Here is a 20,924-nt window from a genome sequence, read left to right as displayed (position 1 = left end):
ATATGCGCGCTTAGGCGGATGTATTGCCCGCGTTGCGGGCGTGATGCTGGCTACCATGAGCCAACACACGGAGATACCAACGCTGAGCTGGAGCTTGAGTGAGTTGCTGCCGACCGGGACGGTGACGTTGCTGCTGGCCGACGTCGAGGGCTCGACGCGGCTGTGGGAGACCCAGCCCGAGCAGATGACGGCCGCGTTGGGCTTGCTGAATCGCGCCGTCGACGAGGCCGTCGCCGGGCATGGCGGGGTGCGACCGGTGGAGCAGGGCGAGGGCGACAGTTTCGTGGCTGCTTTTGCCTGCGCATCTGACGCCGTAGCCTGCGCGCTGGCGTTGCAGCGTGCCCCGCTGGCGCCGATCCGGATCCGGATTGGGTTGCACGCCGGTGAGATTCAGTTGCGTGACGAGGGCAACTACGCTGGGCCGACGATCAACCGGGCGGCGCGGGTAAGGGATCTGGCGCATGGTGGGCAGACGGTGTTGTCGGGGGTTACCGCGGAGTTGGTGGCCGACCGTCTGCCCGACGGGGTGTGGCTGACCGATCTGGGTAGCTATCCGCTGAAAGGTGTGCCGCGTCCGGAGCGGGTGGTGCAGTTGTGTCATCCGGCTTTGCGTAACGAGTTCCCGCTGCTGCGGGTGCGTAGCGCTACAGCGTCACACAACCTTCCGGCGCAACTTACGAGTTTCGTTGGTCGCCAGGCACAGATCGCCGAGCTGGGCTCGATCATCACCGGCAATCGGTTGGTGACGTTGACCGGTGCCGGCGGAGTGGGCAAGACGCGGTTGGCGGTCGAGGTCAGTGCCCAACTGACCGCCGACTTCGGCGACGGGATCTGGTATGTCGACCTGGCGCCGCTGACCAATCCCGCTATGGCTGTGATTACCGTCGCGCGCACCTTCGGGTTACCCGATCAGCCGGGGCTGTCCACCATGGACACGGTGAAGCGGTTCATCGGCGAGAAGACAGTGCTGCTGGTGCTCGACAACTGCGAGCACCTGCTTGACGTGTGTGGATCGATTGTCGTTGAATTGCTTGGAAGTTGCCCGTACTTGGCGATTCTGACTACCAGCCGCGAGCCACTGGCGGTGCCCGGTGAAATCGCCTGGCGGGTGCCGTCGCTAGCGCTTGACGACGAGGCCGTCGAGTTGTTCGCCGACCGCGCCCGCCGGGCTCGCGCGGATTTCGTTGTCGGCGAGAACAACCGCGCGTTGGTGGGTGAGATTTGCGAACGTCTGGACGGCATGCCGTTGGCCATCGAGCTTGCCGCGGCACGTATTCGGGCGCTGTCGCTCCAGCAGATCGTCGACAGCCTGCACGACCGGTTTCGATTGTTGACCGGCGGTGCGCGCACCGCGGTGCGCCGTCAGCAGACGCTGCGGGCCTCGGTGGATTGGTCGCATGCGTTGCTCACCGAACCTGAGCGGGTGCTGTTGCGCCGGTTGGCGGTGTTCGCCGGCGGGTTCGATCTCGACGCCGCCCAGCCGGTGGGTGCCGGCAGCGAGGTCGAGGGCTATCAGCTGATGGACCAGCTTGGCCTGCTGGTCGACAAATCTCTTGTGGTGGCTGATGAATCGGACACCGGGATGCGTTACCGGCTACTTGAGACCGTGCGCCAGTACGCGCAGGAGAAGCTCGGTGAATCCGGCGAGGCCGACCAGGTGCGAACGCGTCACCGCGACTACTACACCGCCGCGGCCGCCGAGTTCGCCTCGCGCGGCCACTCCGCCGATGACGAATTGGTCCGTTGGGCACAGACCGAGATCGACAATCTGCGGGCGGCCTTCGCGTGGAGCTGCGAGAAATCCGAACTGGAGACAGCACTTCAGCTCATATCGTCGTTGCGGCCGCTGTGGTTACACACGGGCCGAGCCGAGGAGGCGCTGACCGGTCTTTCCTACATCCTGGCCGACGATGATCATTCGGGAATAACACCGGCGGTGTGGGCGGGCGCGGTGGCTTATTACAGCATCCTCGCGTCGTGGGTCGGCATTCCTTTGGGGTGGGCCCGACCGCAGGATGCGCTGGCGACCGCGCGTGAAATCGGTGACCCTGTGCTGATTACCCAGGCGCTCATCGCCTGCGGAATGGTGTGCGTCTACGCGCCCGGACTCTCCGAGCCCTACTTCGCCGAGGCAGTCGAGCTGGCCGTCGCGACCGGTGATCGGTGGAACCTGTGCCAAATCTTCAGTTACCAGGCGGTTGCAGCGGCTATGGCCGGAGAGCCGTTCGCGGCGATAGCCGCCGCCGAACAAGGACTTGACCTCGCCGACGCGATCGGTGACCGGTTCTTCTCAAGAAACTGCCGCGCCTGGCTGGGAATTTCGTTGACACTGCATGGCAATCCGGCCGCCGGCGCTAAAGTTGCCCGGTCCGCGGCCGAGGAAGCCGGGGAGGCCGGCAACCACATCCTGACGGTGTTCGGTTACGTGAGCCTCAGCGTATCGCTTTCGGCGCAGGGTCAATCAGCTGCTGCGCGGGCCGCAGCGCAGTCGGCCCTGAACACCGCGAACGCGATAGGTGGCTACCTCGCCGACGCGGTCTACGGGGTGCTCGTCTATGCCGCTCTTGCCGAAGGCGATGCCACGGCGGCGATGACCGCAGTCGAGATGGCGTTTCGCAATACGAATCCGATGCGCGAATTGTTAACGAGGAGTATCACTATGGCGCCCGAAGCGGCGTTGGCTCGTGGTGACCTGGTCGCCGCGCGTCGCTGGGCGGACGAAGCGGTCGCGCTAGTACCGGGCTGGTACCGGGCGGAGGCGCTCCTGTCTCGAGCGTATATCGCGTTGGCCCAAGGTGATCCGGGGCAGGCGGAGCGCGACGCCCATGAAGCCCTCGCTGTCGCCACCAGCGCTCAAGCCTATCTGCGGGTCGACGACACACTGGAATGCCTTGCTCGCCTTGCGGCCGGCGAGGAGAGCACCGGGTACGCGGCGCGTCTGCTCGGCGCCGCCGATGCCATCCGGCGACGCATGGAACATCCCCGCCTTCCCATGCATCAGCCCGATTATGAGGTGACGGTAGCGTCGGTGCGAGAGTCATTGGGGCAGGATGTTTTTGACTCCGCCTGGGCCGAGGGCGCCGCGCTGTCCACGGAGGAGGCCATCGCCTATGCGCAGCGCGGCCGCGGTCAACGCAAGCGCCCTGCCACCGGCTGGGGGTCGCTGACGCCGATGGAACTCGATGTGGTGCGGCTGGTGGCAGAAGGCTTGGGCAACAAGGAGATCGGCGCGCGGCTGTTCGTCTCACCCCGCACCGTGCAGACCCACCTCACCCACGTCTACGCCAAACTGGGCCTGGCCTCCCGGGTGCAGCTGGTCCAAGAAGCGGGTCGCCACTAGGGCGCTATTTCTTGGCGACCACGAACCCGCGGATGATCGCCTCGACGTCGTTGGACTCCGCCACCGCCTGCCCGTCGAAGCTGGTGATGTTCAGCTGAACCAGATACCGCTGGTTGTCCGGGCCGGAACCGGTGGCCAGCACCACCCGTTGCCAGCTGCGCATCCGCGCACCCTTGAGTTCATAAGTGCCCTGCACCATCGACGAGGGAAAGCCGTTGAAGTCGGCCTCGGAGCCGTCGAGCCGGCGAAAGCCTTGCGGCAGATCGGCATTGGCGTGCTTGATCGCCTCGGTTGGGTTGAAGTCGCCGCGCAGCCGAAGCACGATCAGAATGGCAGCCGGATAGTTGTTCCCCTTGGAGATCACCACGGCCTTGGGCGCGGTCTTCGCGTCGGGCTCCCGTGGTCCCCAGGCCGGTGGGGTGGGCATCGAGACCGTCAGGTCGGTCAGCTCACCCGGTGAGACCGGAATGCCGGTGACGCCCTCGCTGTCGAGGTACTTCGACAGCGGCACGATCGGTGTCGTCGGGGCGGCCGAGACGCTGCTGGTGGTCGAACTGGTCGTCCAGATCGACTGGTAGTCGGGGCTTTTCGGTCCACACGCCACCAGTGTCATGGCCAGGCAGAGGATTACTGCCGCGCGTGCCTGAATTGCCCGAAACGTCACAGAATCTCGCGTACCGCGTCGATAGGACGGGCCAGCCGGGTGCCTTTCGGTGTGACGACGAACGGTCGTTCGATCAGGATCGGGTGCTCGGCCATCGCGTCGAGCAATTTCTCGTCATCGGCGTCGGCCAGCCCGAGTTCGGTATACAGCGCCTCCCGCTTGCGCACCGCGGCACGCACCTCGATGCCGGCATCGCGGATCATCCGCACCAATTCGTCCCGGGACGGGGGCGTCTTCAGATAATGCACGATTTCCGGCTCGAATCCGTTGTCGCGCAACAAATCCAGTGTCTTGCGGGAGGTGCTGCACTTGGGGTTGTGGTAGATGACGGTGTGACCCGAGCCCATCTATGCGTCTCCGTCGAAAAGTCCTGTTACCGAGCCATTTTCGAAGACCGCGCGGATGGTGCTGGCCAACAGCGGTGCGATGGACAGCACGGTGAGTTGGGGGAAACGCTTCTCCTCGTTGATCGGCAGCGTATTTGTCACGATCACCTCGCGGGCTCCGCAGCCGGCCAGGCGCTCGGCGGCCGGGTCGGACAGCACCCCGTGGGTGGCCGCGATGATCACATCCTTGGCGCCGTCGTCGCGCAACAACTTGACCGCGCCGGCGATGGTGCCGCCGGTGTCGATCATGTCGTCGATCAGCACGCAGGTGCGTCCGGCCACCTCACCGACCACGCGGTTGGACACCACCTGGTTGGGCACCCGGGGGTCGCGGGTCTTGTGGATAAAGGCAAGTGGAACGCCACCTAATGCGTCGGCCCATTTCTCGGCGATGCGCACCCGGCCGGAGTCCGGGGAGACCACGACCATGTTGCTGTCGGGGTAGTTGTCGCGGATGTAGCCGGTCAGCAGGTTCTGCCCGCGCATGTGGTCCACCGGGCCGTCGAAAAAGCCCTGGATCTGGTCGGTGTGCAGGTCCACGGTCACGATCCGGTCGGCGCCCGCGGTCTTGAGCAGATCGGCCACCAGTCGCGCCGAGATCGGCTCGCGGCCGCGGTGCTTCTTGTCCTGCCGGGCGTAGGGGTAGAACGGCAACACCGCGGTGATCCGTTTGGCGCTGCCCCGCTTCAACGCGTCGATCATGATCAGCTGTTCCATCAGCCAGGTGTTGACCGGCACCGGGTTGGACTGCAGCACGAAGGCGTCGCACCCGCGCACCGACTCGTTGAAGCGCACGAAGATCTCGCCGTTGGCGAAGTCGCGCGCCGTCTGCGCGGTGACGTGGACGTCGAGTTCCTTGGCCACCTGTTCGGCCAGCTCCGGGTGGGCGCGGCCGCTGAACAGCATCAGATTTTTGCGGTTATCGGTCCAGTCGTGGCTCACCGGGCTGCCTTATGTCGGGATCGGAACAGAATCAAAACAAGAACGCCCCATCGTAGCCGGGTTGCCGGAAATTGAAATCACGATGTCGGGCCGGCGTCGGGTTTGCGGTTGGCTTCTTCGGCGGCTTTAGCGGCGGCGGTCCCGGGCCGTTTGCGCTGCACCCAGTTCTCGATGATGCGTTGCGGACCCGCCGACACCGCCAGCGCACCCGGCGGCACATCCTCGCGGATCACCGTCCCGGCGCCCGTGTACGCGCCGTCGCCGACGGTGACCGGCGCGACGAACATGGTGTCCGAGCCGGTGCGCACGTGGGAGCCGATCGTGGTGCGGCTCTTGGTGGTGCCGTCGTAGTTGACGAACACGCTGGACGCGCCGATGTTGCTGTGCTCGCCGATGTCGGCGTCACCGACGTAGGTGAGGTGCGGCACCTTGGTCCCGGTGCCGATGGTGGCGTTTTTCACCTCGACGAAAGCGCCCAGCTTCCCGTCGGCGCCGAGCACCGATCCGGGCCGCAGGAAGGTGAACGGGCCGACGGTGGCGCCGTCGCCGATGGTCGACTCCGAGCCGTGGGTGCGGATCACCGAGGCGCCGGCGCCCACGCAGACGTCGGTCAACGTGGTGTCCGGGCCGATGACGGCGTGGTCGGCGATCTGGGTGCGTCCGTGCAGTTGGGTGCCCGGGTGGATGACGGTGTCGCGCCCGATCGTCACGTCGACGTCGATCCAGGTGCTCGCAGGGTCGATGACGGTGACGCCGGCCAGCTGGTGGGCGGCCACGATCCGGCGGTTGAGTTCGGCGCCCAGTTCGGCGAGCTGCACACGGTTGTTGACGCCGGCCACCACGGCGCTGTCGTCGATGTGGCGGGCGCTGACGGTGTAACCATCGCGGCGCAGGATGGCGACGACGTCGGTGAGGTAGAGCTCCTGCTGGGCGTTGTTGGAGCTCAGCCGGGTCAGCGCCGAGCGCAGCGCGGCGATGTCGAAGGCGTAGACGCCGGTGTTGACCTCGCGGATGCCGCGCTGCGACGGGGTGGCGTCGGTCTGCTCGACGATCGCCATCACCTCATTGTCCTGGGTGCGCAGGATGCGGCCGTAGCCGTGCGGGTCGTCGAGCGTGGTGGTCAGCACGGTGACCGCGGCCTTGCCGGTTGGTTGGGCGGCGTTGTGGGCGGCGATCAGGTCGGCCAGCGTGTCGGCGTCCAGCAGTGGGGTGTCGCCCGCGGTGACGACCACGGTGCCCGCGTAGTCGTCGGGCAGTGCGGACAGCCCGCACAACACCGCGTGTCCGGTGCCCTGTGGTTTGTCCTGCAGCGCGACGTCGATGGTGCGGCCGAGGGTGTCGGCCAGCTCGGCCACCAGCGGGGAGATCCGCTGGTGGTCGTGGCCTAGGACCACGACCAGATGCTGAGGCGCCAGCTTGGTCATTGTGTGCAGCGAGTGCGACAGCATGCTGCGGCCGCCGAGCGTGTGCAGCACCTTGGGGGTGTCCGAGCGCATCCGGGTGCCGGGCCCGGCGGCCAGCACCAGGACCGCGGTGTCGGTGTCACCACGAAACGTCATCAACTCTCCTCACGTTTCGGCCGAGCGTCCGCAAATGCACGCGGATACGCCGCTAAGGGTGACATTTTGGGGACGCTCGGGGCAAAAGGCGCTCCGCCGGAAGCTCCGTCGCCAGGACTCGAACCTGAACTATCTGAACCAAAATCAGAGGTGCTGCCGATTACACCACGACGGATTGGGTGTTGGCGGTGTGCGTGCCGCCGCCCCAGAGACTTTAGTCTGCCGACGATGCCGGGCGCTTGCGGCCGGAGGAGGAGGCCGACAATCCGGTTTGAGTCTGCCGACGATGCCGGGCGCTTGCGGCCGGAGGAGGAGGCCGACAGTCCGGCTTGAGTCTGCCGACGATGCCGGGCGCTTGCGGCCGGAGGAGGAGGCCGACAGTCCGGCTTGAGTCTGCCGACGATGCCGGGCGCTTGCGCCCGGAGCTCGCATCCAGGGCGAGCTGGTGCGTCCAGTGTGAGCTGGCGGCGTCGAGTGTGAACTGAGGGCGGGATTTTCGCGATTTTCCCGCCCTGGCTGCACACTCGACGCCTCCAATGCACACTCAACGCCTTCAATACACACTCGACGCCGCCACTGCACACTCAACGCCACCAGTTCACCCGCCAAGCGGCCACCAGCACGCTTGACCGCCCGATACGCTGATCCCCGTGGCGGAACCGGACAAAGCGCCCAATCCCAATCGGGAATCCCCGGCACCCTCGGCCCCAGCCCGCACGCCGCGCGCCCGGATGACCGGCAGCGAGCGCCGACATCAGTTGATCGGCATCGCGCGTTCGCTGTTCGCCGAACGCGGCTACGAAGGAACCTCGATCGAGGAGATCGCCCAGCGCGCCAATGTGTCCAAACCCGTCGTCTACGAGCACTTCGGCGGCAAGGAGGGCCTCTACGCCGTGGTGGTGGACCGGGAGATGTCGGCGCTGCTGGACGGCATCACCTCGTCGCTGACCAACAACCGGTCCCGGGTACGCGTCGAGCGGGTGGCACTGGCGCTGCTCACTTACGTCGAAGAACGCACTGACGGTTTCCGGATCATGATCCGCGACTCGCCCGCCGCGATCAGCTCGGGCACTTATTCGAGTTTGCTCAACGATGCCGTCAGCCAGGTCAGCTCGATTCTGGCCGGCGACTTCGCCCGTCGCGGCCTGGACCCCGACTTGGCGCCCCTGTACGCCCAGGCGCTGGTGGGCTCGGTGTCGATGACCGCGCAGTGGTGGCTGGACACCCGCGAACCCAAGAAGGAAGTGGTGGCCGCGCACCTGGTCAACCTGATGTGGAACGGCCTGACTCACCTGGAGGCCGACCCGCATCTGCAGGACGAATAGAGATCAGGCTCCACGCTCGACGGCGAGACAGTCGCGGGACAGCAGGTCGTTGACCGTCTCGCGGCGCACCAGCTCGCGCACCCGCCCACGGTTCAGCGCCAGCAGCGGCGGACGGCCGACCAAGTTGGATGCCACGCCATGGTGAGCCGGAATGCCCGCGACCGCCAGCAGGTCGCCCGGCCGCACGTCGGCCGGTAGCTCGACGTCGCGGACGATCTCCTCGCCGGCCACGCAGTGCCGATCAGCCACGGTGACGACTTGGCGGTTCACCAGGGGATGCCGGTTTGCCAACGCGACCGAAACCGGATCGCCGATGCTGCCGTCGACCGTGACGACGACGCGCCCGCTGGGTCGGTTCTGCACCGAGCACACCCGGTAGAGCGCCACACCGGCTTGCGCGATGATCGCCGGGCCGGGCTCCACCACCACGGTGGGCCGCGGAAAGTGCTCGGCCGCGCAGCCTTCGTCCAGCGCGTCCTCAACGACGGCAGCCAACTCGCCGAGATCGAAACCACGGCGCTGCGGCAGCCCGCCGCCGATGTGCAGCTCGGTGAGGATGACGCCGTGACGGGCGCGGATGTCGGCCATCGCCGCGATCATCCGGTGGATCGCCTCGCCGAACCACGCGGCGTCGGCGGCGTGCGAGCCCCGGCTGGGCAAGTGGCAATGCAGCCCGACCAGGTCGAGGATGGGATGCGCCAGCACCCGGCCCACTGCGTCGACGGCCTGGCCCCGGTCCAGGGCGAACCCGAACTCGGCGCTGATTGCGGCCCAGCTGCGTTGTCCGTGCACGTCGAGGTCCGGTGTGACCCGGATGAGCACCTTTTGGCGTCGCCGGGCCAGGCCGGCCAGGTAGGCGATCTCGATGTCGGAGTCCAGCACGATGCGCCCGACGCTCACCGCGACGGCCTGGCGCAGCTCGGCGGGGGACTTGGCGTTGCCGTGCATGACGATCCGCGCCGGGTCCACGCCACCGGCCAGGGCCACCGCCAGTTCACCCGGTGAGCTGACGTCGATGCCGAGCCCCTCCTCGCGTGCCCAGCACGCCGCCGCGGTGGCCGGCAGCGCCTTTCCCGGGTAGACCAGCTCGACGTCCCGCAGCACCTTGCGGCAGCGGCGGGCCCGCTGCCGGAAGTCGGCTTCGTCGATCACATAGGCGGGGGTGTCGAATTCGTCGGCGACGTCTGTGAGCGGTACCCCACCGACACAGATCCGGCCTCCTTCGTCACACGACGCCGTCGTCGGCCAGAGCGCCGGGTCCAGCCGACGAGGTGCGGCTTTGCCCATGGTGGGCAGCAAATCCAGCAGTGTCATGAACTAAACGTGCGCCTCGATCCGGGCGGATTCCGCTTTGCTTACGGATCCTTGACGGCGCAGGGCCGAAAATTGACGACCTCGAACGCCCCTAGAATGGCGACATCATGACCGCACCGGGGGCTGCTAGCCCAGACACCCCGATCGCGGGGCTCGTCGAATTGGCGTTGACCGCACCGACTTTCCAACAGCTCATCGAGCGTGCCTCCGATCGCCCCACCGAACTGCCGCTGGTCGGGCCGGCCAGCGCGCGCCTTTTCGTGGCCAGCGCGCTGGCCCAACTCGGCCCGCTGCTGGTGGTCACCGCCACCGGCCGGGAGGCCGACGACCTGACCGCGGAGTTGCGTGGGGTGTTCGGCGACGCAGTGGCCGTCTTCCCGTCCTGGGAGACGCTGCCGCACGAGCGACTGTCGCCCGGCATCGACACCGTCGGCAGCCGGATGATGGTGCTGCGCAGGCTGGCTCACCCGGACGACGAGCGGCTGGGTCCCCCGCTGCGCGTGGTGGTGACGGCGGTCAGATCACTGCTGCAGCCGATGGCGCCGCAGCTGGGCCGCCAGGAACCGCTGACGCTGACGGTCGGTGACGAGATCCCGTTCGAGGACGTCGCGCAGCGGTTGGTCGAGTTGGCCTACACCCGGGTGGACATGGTTGGCCGCCGCGGTGAATTCGCCGTCCGCGGCGGGATTCTGGACATTTTCGCGCCCACCGCCGAACATCCGGTGCGGGTCGAGTTCTGGGGTGACGAGATCACCGAGATGCGGATGTTCTCGGTCGCCGACCAGCGCTCGATCCCGGAGATCGAGGTGCAGACGCTGATCGCGGTCGCCTGCCGGGAATTGCTGCTCACCCCTGAGGTGAAAGCGCGTGCGGGCGAACTCGCCAAAGAACATCCCGCCACCGAGAACACCGTCACCGGCAGCATCATCGACATGCTGGCCAAGCTGGCCGAGGGCATCCCGACCGACGGGATGGAGGCGCTGCTGCCGGTGCTGCGCCCCGACGATCATGCGTTGCTCACCGATCAGCTGGCCGACGGCACTCCGGTGCTGGTGTGCGACCCGGAAAAGGTGCGTACCCGCGCGGGCGACCTGATCAAGACCGGCCGGGAGTTCCTAGAGGCGTCGTGGTCGGTGGCGGCCCTGGGCACTGACGCGCCGGTCGACGTCGAAGCGCTGGGCGGCTCCGGGTTCGCCGAGCTGGACGAGGTCCAGACGGCGGCGGCCGCCGCGGGCCATCCCTGGTGGACGTTGAGCCAGCTCTCCGACGAGGCGGCCGTCGAGCTCGGGATCCGCCCGGCGCCGTCGGCGCGCGGACACCAGCACGATATCGACGGAATTTTCGCCATGCTGCGCGCGCACGTGGCGACCGGCGGGTACGCCGCGATGGTCGCACCCGGCACCGGCACCGCCCACCGCATGGTCGAGCGGCTGGCCGAGTCCGACATCGCCGCGGCCATGCTGGACCCGGGCGCCACACCCAAACCGGGGGTGGTCGGCGTCCTCAAGGGCCCGCTGCACGACGGGGTCATCGTCGAGGGCGCCAACCTCGTCGTGATCACCGAAGCCGACCTCACCGGCAGCCGCGCCACCGCCGTCGAGGGCAAACGGCTGGCGGCCAAGCGGCGCAACACCGTCGACCCGCTGGCGCTGAACGCCGGCGACCTGGTGGTGCACGACCAGCACGGCATCGGCCGGTTCGTGGAGATGGTCGAACGCACCGTCGGCGGGGCCCGTCGCGAATACCTGGTGCTGGAGTACGCCTCGGCGAAGCGGGGCGGCGGCTCGGACAAGCTGTATGTCCCGATGGACTCGCTGGATCAGCTGTCCCGCTACGTCGGCGGCCAGGCGCCCGCGCTGAGCCGTCTCGGCGGCAGCGACTGGACCAACACCAAAACCAAGGCCCGCAAAGCGGTGCGGGAGATCGCCGGCGAGCTGGTGGCGCTGTACGCCAAGCGGCAGGCCAGCCCGGGGCACGCGTTCGCCCCGGACACGCCCTGGCAGGCCGAGATGGAGGACGCGTTCGGCTTCACCGAGACCGTCGACCAGCTCACCGCGATCACCGAAGTCAAGTCCGACATGGAAAAGCCGATCCCGATGGACCGGGTGATCTGCGGCGACGTCGGCTACGGCAAGACCGAGATCGCGGTGCGGGCGGCGTTCAAGGCGGTGCAGGACGGCAAGCAGGTCGCGGTGCTGGTGCCCACCACGCTGCTGGCCGACCAGCATCTGCAGACCTTCACCGACCGGATGGCCGGCTTCCCGGTCACCGTCAAGGGCCTCTCCCGGTTCACCGATCCCGCCGAATCCCGCGCGGTGATCGACGGCCTGGCCGACGGGTCGGTGGACGTGGTGATCGGCACGCACCGGCTGCTGCAGACCGGGGTGCGCTGGAAGGATCTCGGCCTGGTCGTGGTCGACGAGGAGCAACGGTTCGGCGTCGAGCATAAGGAGCACATCAAGGCGCTGCGCAGCCACGTCGACGTGCTGACCATGAGCGCCACCCCGATCCCGCGCACGCTGGAAATGAGCCTGGCCGGCATCCGCGAGATGTCGACGATCCTCACCCCGCCCGAGGAGCGCTACCCGGTGCTGACCTACGTTGGCCCGCACGACGACAAGCAGATCGCCGCGGCACTGCGGCGCGAGCTGCTGCGCGACGGACAGGCGTTCTACGTGCACAACCGGGTCAGCTCGATCGACTCGGCCGCCGCGCGGCTGCGCGAGCTGGTGCCCGAGGCGCGGGTGGTGGTCGCGCACGGTCAGATGCCCGAGGAGCTGCTGGAACGCACCGTGCAGGGCTTCTGGAACCGCGACTACGACATCCTGGTGTGCACCACGATCATCGAGACCGGGCTGGACATCTCCAACGCCAACACCCTGATCGTGGAGCGCGCCGACACCTTCGGCCTGTCCCAGCTACACCAGTTGCGCGGCCGGGTGGGGCGCAGCCGGGAACGGGGCTACGCCTACTTCCTGTATCCGCCGAACGCGCCGCTGACCGAGACCGCCTACGACCGGTTGGCCACCATCGCGCAGAACAACGAGCTGGGCGCGGGCATGGCGGTGGCGTTGAAGGACCTGGAGATCCGCGGCGCCGGCAACGTGTTGGGGGTCGAGCAGTCCGGACACGTCGCCGGCGTCGGCTTCGACCTTTATGTGCGGCTGGTCGGCGAGGCGGTGGAGGCGTACAAGGCCGCGGCCGACGGCGAGACCGTCACCACCGCGGAAGAGCCCAAGGACGTGCGGATCGACCTGCCGGTCGACGCACACCTGCCGCCGGACTACATCGCCAGCGACCGGCTCCGGCTGGAGGCCTACCGGCGGTTGGCCTCGGCTCAGGACGACGCGGCCGTGGAGTCGGTGGTCGAGGAACTCAAAGACCGGTACGGGCCGTTGCCCGAGCCGGCCGACCGCCTGGTGGCGGTGGCCCGGCTGCGGCTGCTGTGCCGGGCGTCCGGCATCACCGAGGTCAGCGCCGTGTCGGCGGCGACGGTGCGGCTCTCCCCGCTGACGCTGCCGGACTCCGCCCAGGTGCGGCTGGCGCGGATGTACCCGGGCGGACGGTACCGGGCCACCACGGCTACGGTGCAGGTTCCGATTCCGCGGGCGGGCGGTATTGGCGCGGGACACATCCGTGATGTCGAATTGGTGCAGATGGTGGCTGACTTGGTGACCGCGCTGGCGGGCAAGCCGCAACAGGATGTCGGCCAGTCGAGTACGCCGAGTGAGGAGCGGCAAGGCTGATGATTGTCGTCCTGGTCGACCCCCGCCGCCCGGCGCTGGTGCCGGTGGAGGCGATCGAGCTGCTGTGCGGTCAGGTGCAGTACACCGAGGAGATGCCGATCGCGGTGCCGTGGTCGCTGCCGGATGCGCACCCGGCGTACACCGGCGAGGAGGCGCCGGTGCTGCTGTCGTCGGACCCCAAGCATCCCGCCGTCACCGCCCGGCTGGCCGCCGGTGCACGGCTGATCGCGGCACCCGAGCGGCAGCGCGGCGAACGGCTCGTCGACGCCGTCGCGATGATGGACAAGCTGCGTACCGCCGGCCCGTGGGAAAGCGAGCAGACCCACGATTCGCTGCGCCGGTACCTGCTGGAAGAGACCTACGAGCTGCTCGACGCCGTGCAGAGCGGCAACATCGACGCACTCCGCGACGAGCTCGGTGACCTGCTGCTGCAGGTCCTCTTTCACGCCCGCATCGCCGAGGACGAGGCGCTGCTACCGTTCAGCATCGACGACGTCGCCGACACACTGATGCGTAAACTCGGCAACCGCGTGCCGGGAGTGCTTGCGGGCGAAGAGATTTCGTTGCAGGACCAGCTCGCCCAGTGGGAAGAGGCCAAGGCGTCGGAGCGGTCGCGCAAGTCGCGTAACTCGGTGCTGGACGACGTGCACACGGGACAGCCGGCATTGGCGTTGGCGCAGAAGGTGATTCAGCGGGTGACCCAGGCCGGGGTGCCCGGTGAGTTCATCCCCGCTGAACTCACCACCATCACGCTGACTCCCGAGGTCGATGCGGAGAACGATCTTCGGGCCGCTGTTTTGGACTTCGTCGAGACGGTCCGCACTGCCGAGCGGGCCATCGCTGCGGCCCGGCGCGGGGACAGCATCGCCGAGGAACTCGACATGGCTCCGCTCGGCTTCGTCACCGAGGAGGAGTGGCGAGCCCATTGGCCGACGGGCGGGGGCGCGGCGGGCTACCAAACGGGGCCCGACGAGGCCCCGGAAGACTCCCTGGTCGACGTCTTGGATCCCGAGCAGGCGGCGACCGAAGCGAGTGCCGCCAAGGAATCTCGCGGTGGCGCCAAAAAGCGCAAAGGCCGCCGTTAAGCGCCGAGCGTCGAGCTTTGCGCGGACTCAGGCGTTTCGCACATCAACGGACATAGCGAAGTTTGCCAACATTGGCAATAACAGCTGATTGACCGTCTTCTACGATTGCTGTCTTGCGCGGCGGCATCCCATAGTGACGAAAGTGGCGCACCAATTCTGTTTGCTGGGTGGTGCACCAGCCGGGGCCCACCCCCAAGCCGTGGGACGATGAGCGGGACGAAAACGGGTGAATGGCTCCGGCAAGGAGACCGACAGGGGAAGTTGTGTCGCCGAGACGTTGGTTGCGCGCGGTCGCCGTGATAGGGGCGACCGCGATGCTGTTGGCGTCAAGTTGTACCTGGCAACTGAGCCTGTTCATCCCCGAGGGCGTGCCGCCGCCGGCGGGGGACCCGGTGCCGCCGGTGGACACCCACGCCCCCGGCAGGCCGGCCGACCAGTTGCGGGACTGGGCGCAGCAACGCGCGCCGGCCCTGGAGATGCCCGTCACCGCCTTGGAGGCCTATGCGTACGCCGCCCGGGTGGCCGAGGTGGAAAACCCCAAGTGTCATATCGCCTGGACGACGCTGGCCGGCATCGGGCAGGTGGAAAGCCACAACGGCACCTATCGGGGTGCGACGATCGCGCCCAACGGGGATGTGACGCCGCCCATTCGCGGTGTCCGCCTGGACGGCACCGGCGGCAATCTGCGGATCGTCGACGACGACACGGCCGCCTCGAGCGGCGCGTCTGACGACGACGGGGTGCAGCGCGCCATGGGTCCCATGCAGTTCATCGCCGAAACCTGGCGACTCTACGGGGTTTCGGCGAAAGAACACGCCAAGCCCAACGTCGACAACATCGACGACGCCGCGTTGTCGGCCGCAGGTTACTTGTGCTGGCGCGGAAAGGATCTCGGGACACCTCGGGGATGGATCACCGCGCTGCGCGCCTACAACAACTCCGGTGTGTACGCGCGGGCGGTTCGCGACTGGGCGACCGCCTATGCGGCCGGCCATCCGCTGTAGAAAGATGATCGCTGACGTTTGACGCACCCGCACGCAAAGGAGAGCCCAGTGCCGATTATCGAGCAGGTCGGAGCGCGTGAGATTCTCGACTCCCGCGGCAACCCGACCGTGGAGGTCGAAGTCGCGCTGATCGACGGGACCTTCGCACGGGCTGCGGTGCCTTCGGGCGCTTCGACCGGCGAGCACGAGGCCGTCGAATTGCGTGACGGTGGCGACCGCTACGGCGGCAAGGGCGTGAAAAACGCCGTCCAGGCCGTGCTGGACGAGATCGGGCCCGCGGTGATCGGGCTCAACGCCGACGACCAGCGGCTGGTCGACCAGGCGTTGGTGGACCTCGACGGCACCCCGGACAAATCCCGGCTGGGCGCCAACGCCATCCTGGGCGTGTCGCTGGCGGTGGCCAAGGCGGCCGCCGACAGCGCCGCCCTGCCGTTGTTTCGGTACCTGGGCGGTCCCAACGCGCACATCCTGCCGGTGCCGATGATGAACATCGTTAACGGCGGCGCGCACGCCGACACCGGCGTCGACGTCCAGGAGTTCATGGTGGCGCCCATCGGCGCGCCGAGTTTCAGCGAGGCTTTGCGCTGGGGCGCGGAGGTCTACCACTCACTCAAGTCGGTTCTGAAGAAAGAGGGGCTGTCCACCGGGCTGGGCGACGAGGGTGGCTTCGCGCCGGACGTGTCCGGCACCACCGCGGCCCTGGACCTGATCAGCCGGGCCATCGAGTCCGCCGGCTTCCAACTCGGCGTGGACGTCGCACTGGCCCTCGACGTGGCCGCCACCGAGTTTCACACCGAAGGCACCGGCTACAGCTTCGAGGGGTCGACCCGCACCGCCGAGCAGATGACGGAGTTCTATGCCGGGCTGCTCGGCTCCTATCCGCTGGTGTCCATCGAAGACCCGCTGTCCGAAGACGATTGGGACGGCTGGGCCGCGTTGACGGCCGGTATCGGCGACCGGGTGCAGATCGTCGGTGACGACCTGTTCGTCACCAATCCCGAACGCCTCGAAGAAGGTATCGAGCGGGGTGTGGCAAATGCGTTGCTGGTCAAGGTGAATCAGATCGGGACGCTGACCGAGACCCTTGATGCGGTGGCGCTGGCGCACCACAGCGGATACCGCACGATGATGAGCCATCGCAGCGGCGAGACGGAGGACACCACCATCGCCGACCTGGCGGTGGCCGTGGGTAGCGGTCAGATCAAGACCGGTGCGCCGGCGCGCAGTGAGCGGGTGGCCAAGTACAACCAGTTGCTGCGGATCGAGGAGGCGCTGGGCGATGCCGCCCGGTACGCCGGTGATCTGGCGTTCCCGCGCTTCGCGATGGACGCGAAGTAACGCAGCTTGGCCGCCAAGTCCGATCCGAGACGTCGTTCCCCGGCATCGCGCCCGGGGAAGGCCGGCGATTCGGGTCGGGGCCGGCGCTCGGCGAACTCCTACTCCAAACCCGCGGCCAAGCCGGTCGCGCGGCCGTCGTCAAAGCCCACCCAGACCGCGCCCGACGAGAGCCGCGCCGCGACCCGCTCGCTGCAGGAGCACGTCGTCGAGCCGATCAAACGGTCGTTCACCGAATCGGTGGACCAGCGTTCGGATCAGCGGCTGGGTTTCACCGCACGCCGCGCGGCGATCCTGGCCGCGGTGATGTGCGTGCTGACCCTGACCATCGCCGGACCGGTGCGCACCTATTTCGCGCAGCGCACCGAGATGGAGCAGTTGTCGGCGTCCGAGGCCGCGCTGCGCCGCCAGATCGCCGAACTCGAACAGCGCAAGGGCCAGTTGGCCGATCCGGCGTACATTGCGGCGCAGGCGCGCGAGCGCCTCGGGTTCGTCAAGCCCGGCGACATCCCGTTCCAGGTGCAGCTGCCGCCGGGCGCGGCGACCCCGCAGCAGCCCGGCACCGAGGCGAGCGGTCACGCCAAAAACGAGCCCTGGTACACGGCGTTGTGGCACACCATCGCCGACGCCCCGCACCTACCGCCCGGCGCCAACCCGGCCCCCGAACCCGCTCCGGTGCCGCCGAACCCGACGACGCCCGGTGGTTGAGCCTGCCGACCTGGACGCGGTGGCCCGCCAACTCGGCCGTGAGCCGCGCGGGGTGCTGGAGGTCGCCTTCCGATGCCGCGACGGTTCCCCCGGCGTGGTGAAGACCGCCCCGAAACTGCCTGACGGAACTCCGTTTCCGACGCTGTACTACTTGACGCACCCGGTGCTGACGGCGGCGGCGAGCAGACTGGAGACCACCGGACTGATGCGCGAGATGACCGAACGACTGCACCACGACCCCGATCTGGCCGCCGCCTACCGGCGGGCCCACGAGTCGTACCTGGCCGAGCGGGACGCGATCGAAGAGCTGGGCACCACGTTTTCCGGCGGCGGCATGCCCGATCGGGTCAAATGCCTGCACGTGTTGATCGCGCACTCGCTGGCCAAAGGCCCGGGTGTCAATCCGTTCGGGGACGAAGCGCTGGTGCTGTTGGTCGCCGAGCCGGCCACGGCGGCTTTGGTTGGGGGACAGTGGCTTTGACTCGGCTCGCCGGAATCGACTGCGGTACCAATTCGATTCGCCTGTTGATCGCGGACTTCAGAGACGGGCGGCTGCGCGATGTCCATCGCGAGATGCGGATCGTGCGGCTGGGTCAAGGGGTGGATGCGACGGGCGAGTTCGCGCCGGAGGCGATCGCGCGCACCCGGGCGGCGCTGACCGACTACGCCGCGCTGCTCGCGGAACACCACGTGCAGCGGGTACGGATGGTGGCCACCTCGGCCACCCGCGATGCCGCCAACCGCGACGTCTTCTTTGCGATGACCGCCGAAGTGCTGGGCTCGGTGATCGTCGGGTCGCGAGCCGAGGTGATCAGCGGCGCGCAGGAGGCCGAACTCTCGTTCCGCGGCGCGGTTGGTGAGTTAGACGGCGCCGGAGCACCTTTCGTGGTTGTCGACCTGGGTGGCGGGTCGACCGAGATCGTGCTCGGCCAGGCCGGGGACCGCAGCGGCGAGGTCGCCGCCAGTTACTCCGCAGACATCGGCTGCGTCAGGCTGACCGAACGCTGCCTGCACGCCGACCCGCCGACCGCCGCCGAGGTGTCCGCAGCGCGGAAAGTGGTGCGGGAACGGCTCGACGTTGCGCTGCGCGCGGTGCCGGTCGAAGCCGCCCGAACCTGGGTGGGGTTGGCCGGGACCATGACCACGCTGTCGGCGTTGGCGCACCACATGACCTCCTATGACCCTGCGGTCATTCATCTTTCGCGGGTGCCGCTCGATTCGTTGCTGGACGTGTGCGACGGGCTGCTCGGCATGACCCGTGCGCAGCGTGCCGCGCTGGGGCCCATGCACGAAGGCCGCGTGGACGTGATCGGCGGCGGGGCGATCGTGGTGCAGGAGCTGGCCCGCGAACTGCACCAGCGGGCCGGTATCGGCGAGTTGGTGGTCAGCGAACACGACATCCTGGACGGCATTGTGCTGTCCATGGCGGGCGATGGGTAGGCGCCGGACCCGCTGCGCGGTCGGTGATCCCAAACCTCTTCACCAACTAAGCGGGCTGCCCTAGAGTCATGGTCATGTTCAGCAGGACTGGACGAATTCTGCTCTTGACTCAGGCCATCGCCGCAATGGTGGTCTGCTTGCTGACCGCGCCGGTGGCCACCGCGCACGATCCGGAATGCGACACCATCATGGCGGCGGGCGATCAGCTCGAAGCGGCCTTCGATCAGGTTGAACCGCAAGGGTATACGCCGCCGGGCGTAGGAAGTCAGATCCGCCAGGCCGCGCAGCCCTTGTACCAGGTGTCCGGCGTGACCGCGGTGGACCTGCGGAACTGGTCGGACATCTTGGCCGCCAAGCTCGATCACGATCGGCGCTACCTGCAGGAAGGCTCGGACGAACTCTGGTTGACGGCTGACCTCAATGCGGCGAGGAGTCATTTGCTGGCGGCGCGCCGGTACTGCACATGGTCCGTCTACACAACCGGGTGAGCGCCGAGCCGACGCGCACGCTTGCCGGCTTCGGTCCGAATTCGCCTACGCGCCACCGAATTCCGGGCGCAGCGAGCCGGCGAGCGCGGACAGCGGCACCTGGATCGTGACGGTTCCGCCGTCCATCGACCACGCCGGGTTCAGCGTTGACGATCGGCCGGGGCGGGGGTTTCCCTGCTGCATCGGCGCGTCGGGCATGTACAGAATCAGACTGTCCGGCGTGAGCGCAAAGGCCTGATACCCACCGGTGAACCCGAGGCCGTTGGGCCCCGGTGTCCATTCGGCAACGGTGAACGGATAGTTATTGGGCGGGTGCGGGGGCGCGGCGGCGTCCAGCGCCCCCGGCAGGATCGCTTCGGTGGCCGGCGGTATCGCGCTCAACGGGTCGACGCCCGGCTTGAACAGGTCGGCAATCATGAGCCGGCGTCCCTGGGCCATATCGAACACGAACGACCGGTAGGCGTTGTTGGCCTGAAGTCCGAACGGCTCCAACACCTCGTGAACGATCAACGACTGCACCGCCCCCGGCCCGGCGTAAAGCTGGTAATCGGCGCTCGCGCGGCTGTCCCGCGGTGCTTCCGCACCGCTGTGACGCCAACCGTCCATGAGTTTGTGGTAGAAGCCCCGGACGGCCGGACCTGAGGTGGGGTTGTCCAGCATCGGCTCCGGCAAGTCGAAGGAGATCAACCGCTCGGCTTTGAGTTGCGAGGTGACCACGGTCGTACACCGTGCCCCGTCCCAGGTCGCAGCTAGCTCGGAGCAGAACTGGTCGGCGGCCGCCGTTGCCGCAGGCGCGGTCACCAGGGTCGCCACCGACGCCACCGCCGCCAGGGCTCCCAGGCCCGCCATCACCAGCTTCATGCCGCTCACCGGCGTTGTCCCGGTAAGACGACCTTGCTGGCCAGCCAGCGGCCGCCCACCTTCTCCATGGTGATCGCGATGGCGTTCACCTCGACTCCCGGTTGGGGGGTCGAGGAGTTGGTGACCGACTGCTCGACGAATAGCAGCACCTCAACCCGGTGCGGACTCGCGGATTTGACCGCCGAGTCCAACACGGTGCCGTGCGTAGCAACCTTGTTGTCGATCATCGCCTTGCGCAGCAGCGAACCGGCCTTGGTGTATTGATCTTTGAACTCTCCGGTTGCGCCGTTGAGGATGTCGTTGAAATTCGTGTCGACCGCGTTGGGGTCGGTGCTGGTGAGTGTGACGGCGTACTGCTTTGCCGCGTCGAGGGCCTGCCTGGCGTCGATGTCGGTTTGGTGTTGCTGATACAGCAGCCAGCCCGCGTAGCCGGCCGCGGCCAGGACGGCCCCCAACAGCACCGCGGCAACCCATCGAATCGCTGATCTGATCCAGCGCCGCGGAGTGGCCAGGGCCGCGGCGGCGCGCCGCCATGGGCGGCGCTTACTTGCCTTTTCCTGCTCACCGCCGGGACCTTGGGACTGGTCGTTCTCGTCGTCCTGCTCTTCGTCGTCGTCGGCGTCGGCGTCGGCCGAGGGTCCGGACGAGGGTTCCTGGGCCGATTCTTCGTCGCCCAGTTCGGCAACGCCGGTCTGCACCGTAATTTCCACAGATCTCATACCTTCGC

At 67.8% G+C, this 20,924-nt stretch carries 17 protein-coding genes and 1 tRNA gene; 10 read left to right on the top strand and 8 right to left on the bottom strand.

From position 1 onward, the window contains the following. Positions 1-55 precede the first annotated feature (55 nt). Positions 56-3,340 (top strand): LuxR family transcriptional regulator, encoded by a 3,285-nt coding sequence (locus tag MKCMC460_RS25145; RefSeq protein ID WP_238304995.1) that lies wholly within the window; start codon positions 56-58, stop codon positions 3,338-3,340. A gap of 4 nt (positions 3,341-3,344) precedes the next feature. Here the strand turns inward: MKCMC460_RS25145 and MKCMC460_RS25140 are convergent, their stop codons facing one another. The 5 genes from MKCMC460_RS25140 to MKCMC460_RS25120 all read right to left on the bottom strand — a co-directional run bounded on the left by MKCMC460_RS25140 (position 3,345) and on the right by MKCMC460_RS25120 (position 7,066). Beyond that, positions 3,345-3,953 (bottom strand): LpqN/LpqT family lipoprotein, encoded by a 609-nt coding sequence (locus MKCMC460_RS25140; protein ID WP_236984407.1) that lies wholly within the window; start codon positions 3,951-3,953, stop codon positions 3,345-3,347. 47 nt (positions 3,954-4,000) lie between these two features. Continuing rightward, positions 4,001-4,351, bottom strand: a complete 351-nt coding sequence (gene arsC / locus MKCMC460_RS25135; RefSeq protein WP_236977760.1) for an arsenate reductase (glutaredoxin) — start codon at positions 4,349-4,351, stop codon at positions 4,001-4,003. Further along, the gene (locus MKCMC460_RS25130) at positions 4,352-5,332 is read right to left on the bottom strand and encodes a ribose-phosphate diphosphokinase (RefSeq protein ID WP_236977759.1); all 981 of its coding nucleotides are present in this window, start codon (positions 5,330-5,332) and stop codon (positions 4,352-4,354) included. A gap of 77 nt (positions 5,333-5,409) precedes the next feature. Beyond that, positions 5,410-6,891: a bifunctional UDP-N-acetylglucosamine diphosphorylase/glucosamine-1-phosphate N-acetyltransferase GlmU gene (gene glmU / locus MKCMC460_RS25125; RefSeq protein ID WP_236977758.1), complete on the bottom strand. Its 1,482-nt coding sequence runs from the start codon at positions 6,889-6,891 to the stop codon at positions 5,410-5,412. Between the two features lie 103 nt (positions 6,892-6,994). Continuing rightward, positions 6,995-7,066 (bottom strand) — tRNA-Gln (locus tag MKCMC460_RS25120). 556 nt (positions 7,067-7,622) lie between these two features. Here MKCMC460_RS25120 and MKCMC460_RS25115 point away from each other — a divergent pair. Beyond that, a complete protein-coding gene (locus MKCMC460_RS25115) occupies positions 7,623-8,216 on the top strand; it encodes a TetR/AcrR family transcriptional regulator (protein WP_236984405.1) in 594 nt (197 codons plus the stop codon). A 3-nt stretch (positions 8,217-8,219) separates the two neighbouring features. On the opposite strand, the gene MKCMC460_RS25110 is transcribed toward MKCMC460_RS25115, so the two are convergent. Further along, the gene (locus MKCMC460_RS25110) at positions 8,220-9,530 is read right to left on the bottom strand and encodes a diaminopimelate decarboxylase (protein ID WP_238304994.1); all 1,311 of its coding nucleotides are present in this window, start codon (positions 9,528-9,530) and stop codon (positions 8,220-8,222) included. Positions 9,531-9,637: 107 nt separating this feature from the next. On the opposite strand from MKCMC460_RS25110, the gene mfd reads away from it, so the two are divergent. The 8 genes from mfd (at position 9,638) to MKCMC460_RS25070 (ending at position 19,336) form a co-directional block, all read left to right on the top strand. Next, the gene (mfd, locus tag MKCMC460_RS25105) at positions 9,638-13,276 is read left to right on the top strand and encodes a transcription-repair coupling factor (RefSeq protein ID WP_236977757.1); all 3,639 of its coding nucleotides are present in this window, start codon (positions 9,638-9,640) and stop codon (positions 13,274-13,276) included. After that, positions 13,276-14,361, top strand: a complete 1,086-nt coding sequence (locus MKCMC460_RS25100) for a nucleoside triphosphate pyrophosphohydrolase (protein WP_238304993.1) — start codon at positions 13,276-13,278, stop codon at positions 14,359-14,361. The genes mfd and MKCMC460_RS25100 overlap by 1 nt, the downstream gene beginning before the upstream one ends. A gap of 263 nt (positions 14,362-14,624) precedes the next feature. After that, positions 14,625-15,365, top strand: a complete 741-nt coding sequence (locus MKCMC460_RS25095) for a lytic transglycosylase domain-containing protein (protein WP_238304992.1) — start codon at positions 14,625-14,627, stop codon at positions 15,363-15,365. A gap of 48 nt (positions 15,366-15,413) precedes the next feature. Next, positions 15,414-16,703 (top strand): phosphopyruvate hydratase, encoded by a 1,290-nt coding sequence (gene eno, locus MKCMC460_RS25090; RefSeq protein WP_236977755.1) that lies wholly within the window; start codon positions 15,414-15,416, stop codon positions 16,701-16,703. A gap of 6 nt (positions 16,704-16,709) precedes the next feature. Beyond that, positions 16,710-17,408, top strand: a complete 699-nt coding sequence (locus MKCMC460_RS25085) for a septum formation initiator family protein (protein ID WP_238304991.1) — start codon at positions 16,710-16,712, stop codon at positions 17,406-17,408. Further along, positions 17,401-17,889: a DUF501 domain-containing protein gene (locus tag MKCMC460_RS25080; protein WP_236977754.1), complete on the top strand. Its 489-nt coding sequence runs from the start codon at positions 17,401-17,403 to the stop codon at positions 17,887-17,889. The genes MKCMC460_RS25085 and MKCMC460_RS25080 overlap by 8 nt, the downstream gene beginning before the upstream one ends. After that, positions 17,880-18,848 carry a Ppx/GppA phosphatase family protein gene (locus MKCMC460_RS25075; protein WP_236977753.1) on the top strand — a complete coding sequence of 323 codons (969 nt, stop codon included), beginning with the start codon at positions 17,880-17,882 and terminating at the stop codon, positions 18,846-18,848. The genes MKCMC460_RS25080 and MKCMC460_RS25075 overlap by 10 nt, the downstream gene beginning before the upstream one ends. Positions 18,849-18,916: 68 nt before the next feature. Further along, complete coding sequence (locus MKCMC460_RS25070; protein WP_236977752.1) at positions 18,917-19,336, top strand: hypothetical protein; 420 nt, start codon at positions 18,917-18,919, stop codon at positions 19,334-19,336. A 45-nt stretch (positions 19,337-19,381) separates the two neighbouring features. On the opposite strand, the gene MKCMC460_RS25065 is transcribed toward MKCMC460_RS25070, so the two are convergent. Together MKCMC460_RS25065 and MKCMC460_RS25060 are read right to left on the bottom strand one after the other, a co-directional pair. Next, positions 19,382-20,197 carry an RsiV family protein gene (locus MKCMC460_RS25065; RefSeq protein WP_238306045.1) on the bottom strand — a complete coding sequence of 272 codons (816 nt, stop codon included), beginning with the start codon at positions 20,195-20,197 and terminating at the stop codon, positions 19,382-19,384. Positions 20,198-20,202: 5 nt separating this feature from the next. Then, positions 20,203-20,916 (bottom strand): tetratricopeptide repeat protein, encoded by a 714-nt coding sequence (locus MKCMC460_RS25060; protein ID WP_236977749.1) that lies wholly within the window; start codon positions 20,914-20,916, stop codon positions 20,203-20,205. Positions 20,917-20,924: the final 8 nt, after the last annotated feature.

It is taken from the genome of Mycobacterium sp. 20KCMC460, assembly GCF_022179425.1.
GTDB classification, from domain to species: domain Bacteria; phylum Actinomycetota; class Actinomycetes; order Mycobacteriales; family Mycobacteriaceae; genus Mycobacterium; species Mycobacterium kiyosense.
Note: the sequence above shows the minus strand (reverse complement) of the source record. Positions and strands in the feature narration are given on the sequence as shown.

Excerpts from the sequence above, each read along its gene's own strand:
- MKCMC460_RS25145 (WP_238304995.1), top strand. The coding sequence starts at position 56 with ATGAGCCAACACACGGAGATACCAACGCTGAGCTGGAGCTTGAGTGAG.
- MKCMC460_RS25140 (WP_236984407.1), bottom strand. The coding sequence starts at position 3,953 with ATGACACTGGTGGCGTGTGGACCGAAAAGCCCCGACTACCAGTCGATC.
- arsC (WP_236977760.1), bottom strand. The coding sequence starts at position 4,351 with ATGGGCTCGGGTCACACCGTCATCTACCACAACCCCAAGTGCAGCACC.
- glmU (WP_236977758.1), bottom strand. The coding sequence starts at position 6,891 with ATGACGTTTCGTGGTGACACCGACACCGCGGTCCTGGTGCTGGCCGCC.
- MKCMC460_RS25115 (WP_236984405.1), top strand. The coding sequence starts at position 7,623 with ATGACCGGCAGCGAGCGCCGACATCAGTTGATCGGCATCGCGCGTTCG.
- MKCMC460_RS25110 (WP_238304994.1), bottom strand. The coding sequence starts at position 9,530 with ATGACACTGCTGGATTTGCTGCCCACCATGGGCAAAGCCGCACCTCGT.
- mfd (WP_236977757.1), top strand. The coding sequence starts at position 9,638 with ATGACCGCACCGGGGGCTGCTAGCCCAGACACCCCGATCGCGGGGCTC.
- MKCMC460_RS25100 (WP_238304993.1), top strand. The coding sequence starts at position 13,276 with ATGATTGTCGTCCTGGTCGACCCCCGCCGCCCGGCGCTGGTGCCGGTG.
- MKCMC460_RS25070 (WP_236977752.1), top strand. The coding sequence starts at position 18,917 with ATGGTCATGTTCAGCAGGACTGGACGAATTCTGCTCTTGACTCAGGCC.
- MKCMC460_RS25065 (WP_238306045.1), bottom strand. The coding sequence starts at position 20,197 with ATGAAGCTGGTGATGGCGGGCCTGGGAGCCCTGGCGGCGGTGGCGTCG.
- MKCMC460_RS25060 (WP_236977749.1), bottom strand. The coding sequence starts at position 20,916 with ATGAGATCTGTGGAAATTACGGTGCAGACCGGCGTTGCCGAACTGGGC.